At 45.7% G+C, this 12,902-nt stretch carries 11 protein-coding genes and 1 other RNA gene; 2 read left to right on the top strand and 10 right to left on the bottom strand.

Annotated features, from left to right (window positions below):
• Window positions 1-4: 4 nt before the first annotated feature.
• The 5 genes from MKZ16_RS24540 to MKZ16_RS24560 form a co-directional block, all read right to left on the bottom strand.
• Entirely contained in the window at window positions 5-1,156 is a 1,152-nt protein-coding gene (locus tag MKZ16_RS24540) for a cysteine desulfurase family protein (protein WP_076103777.1), read from the bottom strand.
• Between the two features lie 82 nt (window positions 1,157-1,238).
• Entirely contained in the window at window positions 1,239-1,943 is a 705-nt protein-coding gene (locus MKZ16_RS24545; protein WP_076103776.1) for a lytic transglycosylase domain-containing protein, read from the bottom strand.
• Window positions 1,944-2,130: 187 nt separating this feature from the next.
• Window positions 2,131-2,541, bottom strand: a complete 411-nt coding sequence (locus MKZ16_RS24550) for a hypothetical protein (protein ID WP_038572882.1) — start codon at window positions 2,539-2,541, stop codon at window positions 2,131-2,133.
• Window positions 2,542-2,553: 12 nt separating this feature from the next.
• A complete protein-coding gene (locus MKZ16_RS24555; RefSeq protein WP_036683762.1) occupies window positions 2,554-2,775 on the bottom strand; it encodes a DUF1540 domain-containing protein in 222 nt (73 codons plus the stop codon).
• Between the two features lie 165 nt (window positions 2,776-2,940).
• Window positions 2,941-3,438, bottom strand: coding sequence for a YpuI family protein (locus tag MKZ16_RS24560; protein WP_036683764.1), 498 nt, complete (start codon window positions 3,436-3,438; stop codon window positions 2,941-2,943).
• Window positions 3,439-3,754: 316 nt separating this feature from the next.
• Between MKZ16_RS24560 and MKZ16_RS24565 the strand changes: the two genes are divergently transcribed.
• Window positions 3,755-5,689, top strand: coding sequence for a S8 family peptidase (locus tag MKZ16_RS24565; RefSeq protein WP_076103774.1), 1,935 nt, complete (start codon window positions 3,755-3,757; stop codon window positions 5,687-5,689).
• Between the two features lie 5 nt (window positions 5,690-5,694).
• On the opposite strand, the gene MKZ16_RS24570 is transcribed toward MKZ16_RS24565, so the two are convergent.
• Window positions 5,695-7,125: a PLP-dependent aminotransferase family protein gene (locus tag MKZ16_RS24570; protein ID WP_076103772.1), complete on the bottom strand. Its 1,431-nt coding sequence runs from the start codon at window positions 7,123-7,125 to the stop codon at window positions 5,695-5,697.
• Window positions 7,126-7,218: 93 nt separating this feature from the next.
• Here MKZ16_RS24570 and MKZ16_RS24575 point away from each other — a divergent pair, with 93 nt between their 5' ends.
• Entirely contained in the window at window positions 7,219-8,439 is a 1,221-nt protein-coding gene (locus MKZ16_RS24575; protein WP_076103770.1) for a PLP-dependent aminotransferase family protein, read from the top strand.
• Between the two features lie 1,234 nt (window positions 8,440-9,673).
• On the opposite strand, the gene rnpB is transcribed toward MKZ16_RS24575, so the two are convergent.
• The 4 genes from rnpB to MKZ16_RS24595 all read right to left on the bottom strand — a co-directional run bounded on the left by rnpB (window position 9,674) and on the right by MKZ16_RS24595 (window position 12,832).
• Window positions 9,674-10,076: RNase P RNA component class A (gene rnpB, locus MKZ16_RS24580), an RNA gene on the bottom strand.
• A 64-nt stretch (window positions 10,077-10,140) separates the two neighbouring features.
• On the bottom strand, window positions 10,141-11,256 hold the full coding sequence (locus tag MKZ16_RS24585) for a Nif3-like dinuclear metal center hexameric protein (protein WP_076103768.1): 1,116 nt from the start codon (window positions 11,254-11,256) through the stop codon (window positions 10,141-10,143).
• Complete coding sequence (locus MKZ16_RS24590) at window positions 11,232-12,002, bottom strand: class I SAM-dependent methyltransferase (protein ID WP_076098591.1); 771 nt, start codon at window positions 12,000-12,002, stop codon at window positions 11,232-11,234. The genes MKZ16_RS24585 and MKZ16_RS24590 overlap by 25 nt, the downstream gene beginning before the upstream one ends.
• Before the next feature lie 5 nt (window positions 12,003-12,007).
• The gene (locus MKZ16_RS24595; protein WP_036683797.1) at window positions 12,008-12,832 is read right to left on the bottom strand and encodes a hypothetical protein; all 825 of its coding nucleotides are present in this window, start codon (window positions 12,830-12,832) and stop codon (window positions 12,008-12,010) included.
• Between the last annotated feature and the right edge of the window lie 70 nt (window positions 12,833-12,902).

Genomic DNA, 12,902 nt, shown 5'->3' on the forward strand with positions numbered 1-12,902 from the left:
TTTGTTACTTCATTCCTCCTTCAGCAATCTTTAAAGCTTGTACCGCAGTGGTTAATGCTTGCTCAAGCGCAGAGACATCCTCATTTGTATGACTGTCGCCAAGGCTAATACGAATCCCACCTAAAGCACTGGAGACATCTTTACCCATAGACAATAACACACGACTAGGCTCAGCCAGTCGTGAGGAGCAGGCCGAGCGGGTGGAGACTACCATCCCCAGTTCCTCCAGCTTGCGGGCGAATACCTCTCCCTTCATGCCAGGGTAAGAGAAATGCACAATATGGGGAGCTCCATCCTCTCTGCTGTTTATAACAAATTCAGGAACGGTGCGCAAGAAGCGTAATAATCGATCTCGGAGTGGAACCAACTGGGCAACGAAGGTTTCGCGCTGCTCACCACTCATGCGGATAGCTTTGGAGGATGCGACAATCGCAGGTACATTTTCAGTTCCAGCGCGTTGTCCTTCTTCATGAGAGCCCCCTGTAAGCAATGGGAATAGCTTAATTCCATCTTTGATATACAGTAATCCCACTCCACGTGGGCCTCGAAGCTTATGAGGAGACAGGCTATAAAGATCCACCTGCCAATCCTTTAGATCAACTGCAAGCTTACCATATCCCTGAACACCATCTACATGAAATAAGGTTCGCGGATTCACAGCTTTAATCAGCTTACCCATCTCTTTAAGCGGTTGTATCGTTCCAATCTCGTTATTGACATGCATCACACTAACAAGCACTGTGTCGCGCCGGACAGCAGCAGCTACGCGCTCAGGATCAACAACGCCAGTGCTATCGGGTGCTACAAAAGTAACCTCCCAGCCCATTCGCTGCAATTGCAGGAAACTCTCATATACAGAGGGATGCTCTATTTCTGTAGTTACCAAATGGCGGCCTCTAGACTGATATTGCAGAGCAGCGCCTTTTATCGCCAAATTATTGCTTTCCGTTGCACCAGAAGTAAATAGAATCTCCTGCGGTTGTACAGATAAAGCAGCAGCGCATACTTCACGCGACCGTCTGATCAGCTTACCCGCTTCACTGCCCGCACGGTGCAAAGAGGAAGGGTTCGCATAATGCAGCTTCATAATTTGTTCCATCGTCTGCACCACTTCTTCATAGGGCGGTGTAGCGGCGGCATAATCCCAGTAAAGCATATGTCAAATGTCTCCTTTACTTCGTTGAGTGAACTTATTATCGAAAAAGGATCAAACGGTGTTTCCCGTTTGATCCTTTTTATTATACCGCGTATTGAGCGCGAGCGCGTTCTATTTTGAAGATATAAGACTGTGTCTCTTTTGGAAGCAGACTAAGTTTCTCCAATAATTCCTGATCATTGGTTACTCCAAGATCTGTTACCCGTCCCGGCCCTGCGTTGTACGCTGCAAGTGCCATCTTTTCCTCTCCGCCAAAGCGTTTCAGTTGATAAGATAAATAACGTACGCCGCCATCAATGTTTTGCGCCGGATCGAACGAATCAGTAACCCCTAAGCCGCTCGCGGTGCCATCCATAAGCTGCATTAAACCTTTAGCCCCTGCCGAAGAGACCACATTAGGATTAAACGAAGATTCAGTATCAATCACTGCTTTGATCAGATCAATCGGCACGCCATATTTAGCACTCGCCTTCTGGATGAGATCATCATAGCTTGTAGGTGTGGAACCCGTTATTTCCCCGGAAATTATGTTATTGAAGGTTTCTGTTGTCCCACCTATCTGCTGCCATAACAAGCTGCTGACAGAAGTTGCATCCGGGAGAGAGGTCAAATAGCTTGAACTTTCACTACTCGTTGACATTGCCTGAAGCATTGTCGCAAATCCAGAAGCTGAAACTCCCGTTGACCGTTCATTTCCATTCGCGGAGCTAGTTTTTTCGTTTGTAGCCTTAAGGTTGATCCATTTAAGCTGCCCTAACCCGTCGGTTACAGCGGGATTGATCTGCATGCTGGCGCACTCCTTTTTTTGTCCTACTCGAATCATATATAAGGTTTCGCGTTGAAATTTCGATGAATTACGGCTTAATCTTACATTTTATCTGAGATTATTGCTATATGTTGGAATGAAAAAACAGACTTCAGACCCTGATATTTAGGTCTAAAAGCCTGTTTAGATCAAATCCATTCAGTTCTTTTTAGCGCGCAAAGGGAATCATCACGAAGTAGCTTAGTGTCGCAACAATCCCTAAACCCATTGCCCATGCCCCAAGCGTTTTTTGCTCTTTGACATAGGAATAATAACCAACTACGGCAGCGATGGGTCCGAGAATAAAGGACCAGATGAACAATGAGGCGATTCCCATCCCCAGTCCAACATACCCCATTACCCGGCTTCCACTATATTCCGCTTCACTGTCCTTGCGCTCTTCCACTATACGCGGGGCATCCCGTACCTGCATTGGAACCGGATTTACCTCAGCAGCGTATTCTTCGCGATGCTCTCTGTCCCGACGAGGATAGTCCACTCTCCGCGGACGAAGAATGACTTTTCTCGGACCGGATTGTTCCCGTGATGAGCTTGATTCATTATCCTTTTCTGTGTCCATTCTGGCGGCCTCCTAAGCGTTCGGCTTAAACGTCAGACAACATGTTGCAGATGATGTACTGGCATGATCGCGGTGACCTTCATTCGTCATTTCTTCAGCATATTCTTCCTTATAACCATTGCCTACGTGCTTATCGATCTCAATGACAATTTCTTCAGCCCGGCATAAATTATGCTCGCCCCAATAATGACAATTGCTCACGCTACATTTTACTAATGGTTTTTCACTCGACATAATTATCACCTCGGCTTCATTATGTCCGCTCCATTTACCCGCTATTCGACAGAGTGGTTTCCAGTTGATGTATCGAGACAGGCTTTCAATCCACGCAAAAAAGGACCAGCTCATCGTCATTACAAAATGACAAAGTGCTGATCCCTTTAGATCACTATTTAGAAGTTAAACCTGATTTTGCATACGTTTCTCGGTCAAATAGTCGTTCTCATAATAAATGAGATCATCGCGAAGATCTTCATACGTTTTGGTGATTTCTAGGATGATATCACGTGCGGGACGTACTGGCTTTTTGCGGAAACGGATTGCATCCTGACCAGTATACGCGTAACGGCCATCTTCAGAATAGCTTTCATTTTTCGGATAAAAGAAGTTGTTCACGCCATAGTGATATACATTATAAAGCGCTTTCTGTGCAAAAGATTCATCGAATGTCGCACGACGCAGCGCAACGCCTAATTTCTCATATGACATTTCTGAGAACACTAATAGATGACGAAGATCGGACAGAAAACCTTGGTAAAATTGTACAGTTTCCTCATCTCCCTCAACTACAAGCTGAGGCAATGCATGCTCATTTAGAAATACTTCCATTTTGTCGATTACCACTTTAAGTTTATCTCTCGTCGATTCACATAATTTCTGCACATTGGCTGCTGACATAGCGGTTGCTCCTCCTTATTATTCCCTGCTCTTGTAGTCAATAAAGTTAATCCTCTGAAAGAAACCGCCCTAAGGACGTATCTCTTTATTCTTGCAATATCAGGATGTGAACACAGAGAAGTCTAACCTTCTGAACAATTATTAAGAACAACATCTAATGAGGTATCTCTTACAAAATCAAGAAGACAATTCGAGATACTTATTCTCTCTGATATTATCATAAAAAACGTTAGGAAGGTATCCTTTTCTAAGATGCATAAAAGATACGCTCTCTTCTAAACCTATAGACATTACATTGCATAGAGGAGCGGAAATCATGTCACGAAAAAATCTAACAGTTGCAGGTTTGGTTACAGCAGCTTTTACAGTTGGGTTACTTACCTTTGCCCTGCGGCCTGCCACTAATGGGACGACCAGAGATGCCGCTAAAGTCGCTGTTCAGAATCCGGTTCCAACTTCAGCTTTGCATTCACCTCCAAATCCCTCTCAGGAAAAAACATTAAAGAAAACCTCCTTAGGCCAGGATGTGGAGGCGACAGATCATCTGAATAGAGTCGATGTCAGTAGACATTTAACTAAACTCCTGTCTGAAACAGACGGGATGTCTTCGATTCATGATAAATCAGTGTATGCGAAACGATTGCAGCAAGACCACGGGTTTATCTCCATGCTGATGTGGATCGATTTTCGCACACAAAAGACTGAGACCTTTAAGTCATCTTTTCCAAAAGGAACCGAACAGGAGAACAAGCAGCTTCAAAAATATCTCAATACGGCAAAATCAGCAATCCACGGTCATCAATCCTATGAATCTCCAACGTTTACAATCGGTAAAGAAAAATATTACTTTATCGCTCAGCGGAACAAAGAAAAAAATGTAGGGATTATTGCACTTATCAACCAAAAGGTGCTTGGGCGTGTGGCAGACCATCAGCTGAAGAACCTGCGTCTCATTCCGTATCCTAAGGAAGGCAAATACCATGTTGAATCAGTCCATACCGATAACTTAAAGGACATTACGGTCAAGACAGGCCATGATAACGAAAATGCCAGCCATTTTTATGAGAATGAAATTGTAGTCCGTTTTCAGGGAAATGCTCCGACTCAAGGACAGCTCCAGACGATAGTCGCCGATATCCACTGCAAGCAGCCACGCAAGCTGGGATATGCCTATATCTTTCGCTCTGAGAAGATGACCTACTATCAGCTCAAATCCTATTTCACCAACAAATGGCATCCCGAATATACGGAACCTCACTATATGTATTTAACCAATGATACCATCACTAAAAACGCTGAAGGAACTGTCACTCCTAACGACATGTTATTCTCCACTTACCAATGGAACCTCCCGGCGATTGAAACCGAGCTAGGGTGGAATCTTTCCAAAGGCAGCAAAGAAGTGGTTGTGGCCGTGGTGGATACGGGAGTACAGATTAATCATCCTGATTTACAAGGTAAGCTTTTAACTGGTTATAATGCCATTACCAATGGTTCCACACCCGAGGATGATGTAGGTCACGGTACACATGTATCTGGAATCATTGGCGCACTTGTTAACAACGGGGAAGGTGTAGCTGGCATCAGCTGGTACAATAAGATCCTCCCTGTAAAAGCGCTAGATAACTCAGGTGCCGGAACGACTTATTCCGTAGCAGAAGGTATCATATGGGCAGCTGACAATGGTGCAAAGGTTATTAACTTAAGTTTAGGGAATTATGCCGACTCTCAGTTCCTTCATGATGCGATTAAATACGCCTATGACCGGGACATCGTGCTTGTGTCTGCAGCAGGCAATGATAATACAGAGCGGCCTGGATACCCTGCAGCTTATCCCGAAGTGATTGCAGTGGCTGCTACAAATGCTTCAGGGGAAAAAGCCTCCTTCTCCAACTACGGCGATTATATTGATGTCGCTGCACCCGGAGAAAGCATCGCAAGCACCTATCCGGACAGTCAATATGCCGCTTTATCCGGCACGTCAATGGCCAGTCCCCATGTCGCTGCGCTGGCGGGTCTGGTACGTTCACTAAATCCTAATCTGACGAATAAGGAAGTTATGGACCTTATGACCAAAAACGCTGTGGATCTGGGAACTTCCGGCCATGATAAATATTTTGGCTGGGGTCAGGTCGATATTTATAAAACGCTACAAGCGGCAAGCGGCAATCAAGTCCCATTGCAGCTTTTCCCTCAACATGTACGCCAGCAAATGAATCAATTAAAACAAAGAACAAATAACACCCCTTAACCGTGTCATTGCAAAAACCGGCCAAGTAAGTGAAGAAACCGCTGCAACCCTTCCTCCATCTCCGGTTCCTTCATTTGAGAATAGCAAAGACGGATGTGGCGGGAAGGCGTTTCCGCAGAGTAACAGACATCACCGGGTAAAAAAGAAATGCTCTCCTGTTCCGCCAAGTCATGCAGGCTTGCGATATCAGGAGAAGGGGGCAGCTCCAGCCAGAGATTAAGTCCTCCCTCTGGTAGCATATAGTTCACTCCAGGCGGCGCGTACAGCTTCAGAAGCTTCGCCGCCTTTTCCATACGACCACGCAGTGTAATTCGTAGCTGTGCTGCGTAGGCGTCGTATTTTTCAGCGATGAAGGGTAATACAGCCTTCTGTGTCAGCAAGGGACTTCCTAGGTCACTCGCAGATTTAGCGGCGATCAGCCGGGACAGAATATTTCCTTCTGCTGCTACACAGGCGATTCGGCAACCAGGAGCAAGTACTTTGCTAAAGCTTTTCATATAGACTACATGTCCATCGGGATCCATTGATTTAATCGCCCTAGGTGGAGGTGCATGGAAATATAAATCACTAAATGGGTCATCCTCAACAATGAGGCAACGGTAGCTGCGCGCTAATTCCAGCAGTCGTTGCCTTCTTGTGATGCTCATAGTTACGCCGCTTGGATTTTGAAAAGTAGGGATGGTATAAATTAGCTTTGGGGGTCTTTGATCACACATTTTTGTAAGAACATCCACCCGCATCCCTTCACTATCCGTAGGTACAAAAATCATCTCTGCACCTCGTCCCGCAAATACATCAATAGCACCAGTATAGCTAGGCGCCTCAAGATAGACTGTATCTCCAGGACCAACAAATGTACGAGCCACCAGATCAATGCCTTGCTGGGTCCCGCTGGTTATCATCAAATCGGAAGAAGTTAGCGAAATCCCACGCGATTTCAAATGTTCTCTCATGACATTCCGCAGCTCAAGATCTCCCTGAAAATTCCCGTAGGTTGCCATAAGCTCCGGTTGCTCTTTGACCAAGGATGCGTAGGTATCACCAATATCTTGAAGTGGCAGCAGCTCACTGTGGATGGCGGCTAAATGAAAGGGATATTTCACTTCCGAAACATCAAAATTCCGCCAAAGCTGAGCCCGCGGCAAATAATCATCATATAAATCCTGCCAGCAACCCTCTTCTTGACGTCTATTATGGGTTGGATCGGCTACAAAGCAGCCTTTACCCTGTCTGCAGTAAATAAGTCCTCGTTTCTCAAGCATATCGTAAGCCTTGCTTACTGTAACCTGACTCACGTTCAATGTTATAGCTAGACTTCTAACGGAGGGCAGCAGGACACCTTGCTGAAGCAGTCCTGATGAGATCCGCTGACTGAGGGTTTCACTGATTTGATGGGGCAGAGTTTTACTGCCGCTGCGATTCAAATCGATATGCATGAACCCTTCACCTCCACTGTTATATTCAACGCTTTACTGTTATACAGCACTCCTATTATGATAGCATCAAATCGAAAGGTGGAGAACTAATTTATGGATATCAAATACTCAACGGCAGCCAATCATCTAGGGTCATCAGCAGTTCGGGAGATTCTAAAAGTTACACAGGGCAATGACATCATTTCACTTGCAGGCGGGCTGCCTGGGGAGGATTTGTTTCCCTTGGAGGCCGTACGTGATGCCTATAATCGCGTGCTCTCCAGCGACACCTCAGCGCTTCAATATGGGCTTACTGAGGGTTTTACTCCACTACGTGACAAAATCGCTGAAAGGCTTACCCGTCAAGGTATCCCGGTTACAGCCTCTGAGATGGTATTGACTACAGGCTCACAGCAAGCTATAGATCTGTTATGCAAAATATTGCTGGATCCCGGCGATGCAGTTTTTGTGGAAGCGCCCACCTATTTGGCAGCACTACAGGTACTCGGTTCTTACCGGGCTGCTATTCATTCGATACCAAATGATGAACATGGCATTCTGCCGGATCAGTTGGAAGAGCAGATTCGGATACATCGGCCAAAACTGCTATACGCAGTTCCGACCTTCAACAATCCGTCTGGAGCAACCTGGAGTAAAGAACGCCGCGAGAAGGTGGTTGAAATCTGCCGCCGTTACGGTGTTCTTATTCTAGAGGACAATCCCTATGGAGAAATAACCTTTGATGAAGATAAAACTCTATATCCACCCTCATTAGCCTCCATCGATAGAAGCTTCGGCGGGGATCATTGTGTAGTCTACACAGGGACCTTCTCCAAAATCGTCGCCCCTGCCCTGCGCACCGGCTGGATTATCGGCGATTCTGAACTAATCAAGACCATCGCCAAGGCAAAGCAAGCAGCCGATCTGCATTCCAGCACCATCGACCAGCGTGCTTTAGATGAGCTGCTGTTGCATTTTGATATTGAACAGCATATCCGCCTCATCTCAAAAGAGTATCATTCGCGTATGAAGCTCCTGTCCGCGGAGCTCAGATCACATAACTGGGAAGGAGCACATTTCCTCGAGCCAAGAGGCGGCATGTTCCTATGGCTTACCCTTTCTGAAGAGATTAACACTAAAGAATTACTCCCGCTGGCAGTGGAAAACGGAGTAGCGTTCGTACCCGGAGAGGTATTCTATTCAGCGGAGCCTCACAAAAACAAAATGCGCCTTAACTTCACGCATACGCCACCCGAACTAGTTCCTGCTGCTGTTCAACGTCTAGAGAAAGCATTGGTTCAATGGCAGCAAAATCAAAACATCGTTCGGTCGTGAATAACTGCTCATAATCAATAGCCACGATAGCTAATTAAAACGGCTTCTCCATCCTTTATTGGACGGAGAAGCCATTTTTTGTGAGCAGATTTCTGCGTCTTCACTTTTGCGCATTTGCAGAATGTTACCTTTACGCATTTCTGCAAATCAAATTTTCGCATTTCTACTTTTAGCGTTTTTGCAAATCTCATTTCGCAATTCCACATTTGTGTGTCTACACAGCTCATTTCTGATTTCCACATTTCAGCGTCTCTGTACAGCTCATTTCGTATTTTCACATTCGGCGTTTCTGCACAGCTCGTTTTGCATTTTCACATTCGCGTTTCTGCACATCTCATTTCGCATTTTCACATTCGCGTTTCTACCCTTTGCACATCATATATCCAATTCCCCACATTTCGCTTTCCGCATCACCAATTATCCTCTAGTTACTCAACACATCTACCACTCAATTAACCCCGATTTCACAGCGAAGTTACAGCCAGAGGTTACAATTGATATTTTGCTACTAACTCCAATCTTCCCGCAGAAGATTAGCCAAGCTCCGCATTGTTACAGTTTGCTAGCTACTAATCTAATTCTGGCTTCAAAGTAACTATGGAGTTCTGGAGTTCTGGAGTTCTGGAGTTCTGGAGTTCTGGAGTTCTGGAGTTCTGGAGTTCTGAGTTCTGGAGTTCTGAGTTCGGGAGTTCGGGAGGTTCGTATCGGACCCCAGCGCTCTTATTTGCATCAATTCCGCTCATTTGGTTTGCTATCGGACTCCATAGTCACTATTGGATTCAAAACGCCCGATATCCACCCTGTTTATGCCGAATAACGGCTCTCCAGTCCGAAACTCCTCCAAAAAGGCATAAAATACACAAATAGCTGCATCTCGGTCCGTTAGCATATCAGCTCATCAGCCCATCAGCCCATCAACCCATCAGCCATCAGCCATCAGCCATCAGCCATCAGCTCATCAACCACCAGTCATCAGCCCATCAGCTCATCAACCACCAGCCACCAGCCATCAACAATCAGCTCATCAACCACCAGTCATCAGCCCATCTGCCGCTAGCAATTCTTTTAAAAAATCCAATTTCTGCATATCACGTTACTAAACACCTGCATTTTCACGCATTCACTGCTTTATATATTTGCCTTATCCGCATTTGTCTGCAACAAAAAAGGCGGCGTAGCCGGGTTACCGGGATACGTCGCCGTTTGTATGGTGTTGTTATTATAACGTTGCAGTTAGGAAAGTTTGCCGTAAGCCGGGTTCTGTGCTCGTCGTGGTTCGATCGGGAACTACCCTCCCACCATAAGCGACAATCATCTATCTAGGCCATACATTACTGCACAGCTCCAGCGACCAACCTAGACGCGCCTCAGGCTAAGGCTGCTTATTCAGCTGCGTCTCATTAGGTCTTGCTCCAGATGGGGTTTACCAGGAACGAAGTCACCAGCGTTCCTCGGGGTCTCTTACACCTCGGTTCCATCCTTGCCTGTGCCGCCCTAAGGCGGCCATCGGCGGTCCATTTCTGTGGCACTATCCTTCAGCTCGCGCCGACTGGACGTTATCCAGCATCCTGCCTTATGGAGCCCGGACTTTCCTCCCGTGACGTCTTCACGTCACCGGCGATTGTCTGTCAAACTTTCCGAACAACATTATATATTATACAGACATCACATGTCTGGCACAAGCATTATTAAATGGCAATTTTATAGGAACTTAAATGGCTCCGTATTCACCTGCGAAGCATGTACAGCTGTATCATACTTATGCTCGGCCAGTTTTCCAGCCATCCACTCCGCTACTTTCTCTTTCATGATCTTCTCCGCATTATGTCCCGGATCAATCAGAGTGATTCCGGCGAGCGCAGCATCCTGTACTGTATGATAATCCAGATCCCCAGTAACCAGAACATCCGCACCGCGGAAAATAGCACTGTTATAATACTTTCCACCCGAGCCACCGAGAACAGCGGCTTTACGAATTGGACGGTCCAAATCACCAACAACCCGTACATGGTCTACCTTCAGACCTTTTTTTACCGTCTCCACGAATTGTCCAAGGGTTGTAGGCTCTTTGAGCTTTCCTACCCGCCCAAGTCCTAAGCTGCGGCCTTTAAGATCCATTGAATACAAATCATAGGCAACCTCTTCATAAGGATGGGCCTTAAGCATAGCCTGCACCACTTCATTGCGGATGGAGTGCGGGACGATCGTCTCAATACGAATTTCCTCGGCACGTTCCATCTTACCTTTTTCCCCGATATAAGGATCCGTGCCTTCTCCTGGAATAAAAGTACCGTATCCCTCGATATTGAAGCTGCAATGACTATAGTTGCCAATTGCCCCTGCTCCAGCATTCAGGATAGCATCCAGAACCTTCTGATGATGATCCTTCGGCACAAATACTACCAGCTTTGATAATTGCTCTGAATGAATGTCTTTGATGGGTACTCCGTTTTCTATGCCAAGAGCTTCCGCCATCCAATCATTCATTCCACCTTCGGTAACATCCAGATTCGTGTGGCTGATGTACACCGCAATGTCATTCTTGATTAATTTTTCATACATTTTGCCCGCCGGTGTGTCTGTCTGGATTCCTTGCAATGGACGGAAAATAATCGCATGATGCGCAATAATCAAATTGCAGCCTAGACGAATCGCTTCTTCAACTACCTCATCATTCACATCTAAAGCAACTAATACATTAGTTATTTCTTTTCGCAGCGTGCCCAGTTGAAGGCCGATTTTGTCCCAATCCTCAGCTAAATGCTTAGGAGCCAGTTGCTCCATATACTGAATTACTGTTTGTCCCTTGGCAAACATTGTAGCACCTCCGTAATTTCCCTGATCTGACCTTGAATCTGTTTCCGTTTATTCTCAGCAGATTCTAGTTCTGAACGTGACAACGATGTTAAAATGCCTTCCAATTTCTGAATCTCACCCTGCCACTTAGCAAAAAACACAGCATTTGGTGCTTGAAGCAACCATGGTCCCATTTGCAGCAAGGCCTCTTGCCCAAGGACCTTAGCGGAATCCCCCAAGGTTAATTCACGATATACACTTTCATTTGTAATTCCAGCGTCCGTATTTTCTGGTACAGCCGTCAATACTTCATATAGCTTCCCGTCTTCTTCCAAAATTCTCTCAGCTACGAGTACCCATTTATTATTTAATAACCAGCGGCGCAAAATATCCTCGCCTACATTCGGCTGAAGCAAAAGGGTTGTAACATCTTTTAGCTTACCTTGGCTTTGACCCCGGTCCAGAATCGCGGCAATTAATGCGCCTCCCATGCCAGCAATCGTGATACAATTGACTTCACCAGGTTCCAGAACCTCAAGGCCGTCTCCTCGGCGCACCGAGATCACCTTCCCTAGTCCAGCCTCTGCAACGCCCTTACAAGCAGCATCAAAGGGACCCGGGTTTACTTCACCTGCAATTGCAAACACAGCCTTACCGCTTTCGACAGCGGCCACAGGAAGCAAGGCATGATCGGAACCGATATCTGCTAATCTGCTTCCTTGCGGAATTTGCTCCAGCAATTGCTGAAGCCGATCTGATAATTTCACATTGTTCATGTTGCCACCCACGTTATCCATTTTTTTCGAAACCCAAACAACAAAGCTAACCCTGCTGCAATCTTTAGGATCAGCATCAATGAAATCCACTGCGGATAATCCTGTCTTAATAAAAGAGCGTCAAGCTCTGGCATGATCCAAAGCGATACTCCCACTGCAAAATAAACACTGGCAACACCCCTTACCTTATGATGCAAAAGCCAGCTTAACCATACCATCAGCACACACAATGGCAGCCATAGGAACTCCAGTTCAAATATAGAGGCTTCCGGGCTTCTTCCACCGAAGAACCCTGCATACAGTAATGCCCAAAAAGCAAAACCACAGTACTGCAACAAACCTATCCGGAGTAAAAATCCCAAAATACACCATAACAAGCCGCAGCACCCAATTAGAATAGGCCTCCAGAGCTGAGGATCCAGATCATGCAAATCAATCAGCCATAGCCCAAAACCAAGCGTTAAAACACTGCCCAGCCCCGCTAGGATAAGACTGATAACATTGTTCCGGTCCTTATAAACGGCGGAGTATCCATAACAAATAATTAATACAGATAGTGCGGTTGCAAGTTGCAAAGGCCAAGGAAAAACGCTAAAATAAAGACTAATCAAGAAAATCAAGGAAATAATTCCAAAAGAAAACAGCCAAATTTTGATGCTTCCCTGCTGTAAATTTCTCAGCGAAATTGGATTGTTATCCTTATTCGCATCCTCATCGTCATACAGATTGGTTAAGAAATCGCAATACTGCTCTGGCAGCAACCGGCTTTTTCTCCAATACTGAATCTCTTTTATAATGATGTCGCGTTTTTCCAAATTCACTGGTTCATCCTTCTTTCCAGATACACAAGGTCAACACATTTTTTACCAGCGTAAATTCAAATAAAAGAAC

Source organism: Paenibacillus sp. FSL R5-0928 (genome assembly GCF_037970385.1).
Classification (GTDB): domain Bacteria; phylum Bacillota; class Bacilli; order Paenibacillales; family Paenibacillaceae; genus Paenibacillus_AQ; species Paenibacillus_AQ odorifer.

Excerpts from the sequence above, each read along its gene's own strand:
- MKZ16_RS24540 (WP_076103777.1), bottom strand. The coding sequence starts at position 1,156 with ATGCTTTACTGGGATTATGCCGCCGCTACACCGCCCTATGAAGAAGTG.
- MKZ16_RS24545 (WP_076103776.1), bottom strand. The coding sequence starts at position 1,943 with ATGCAGATCAATCCCGCTGTAACCGACGGGTTAGGGCAGCTTAAATGG.
- MKZ16_RS24550 (WP_038572882.1), bottom strand. The coding sequence starts at position 2,541 with ATGGACACAGAAAAGGATAATGAATCAAGCTCATCACGGGAACAATCC.
- MKZ16_RS24555 (WP_036683762.1), bottom strand. The coding sequence starts at position 2,775 with ATGTCGAGTGAAAAACCATTAGTAAAATGTAGCGTGAGCAATTGTCAT.
- MKZ16_RS24560 (WP_036683764.1), bottom strand. The coding sequence starts at position 3,438 with ATGTCAGCAGCCAATGTGCAGAAATTATGTGAATCGACGAGAGATAAA.
- MKZ16_RS24565 (WP_076103774.1), top strand. The coding sequence starts at position 3,755 with ATGTCACGAAAAAATCTAACAGTTGCAGGTTTGGTTACAGCAGCTTTT.
- MKZ16_RS24570 (WP_076103772.1), bottom strand. The coding sequence starts at position 7,125 with ATGCATATCGATTTGAATCGCAGCGGCAGTAAAACTCTGCCCCATCAA.
- MKZ16_RS24575 (WP_076103770.1), top strand. The coding sequence starts at position 7,219 with ATGGATATCAAATACTCAACGGCAGCCAATCATCTAGGGTCATCAGCA.
- MKZ16_RS24585 (WP_076103768.1), bottom strand. The coding sequence starts at position 11,256 with ATGTTTGCCAAGGGACAAACAGTAATTCAGTATATGGAGCAACTGGCT.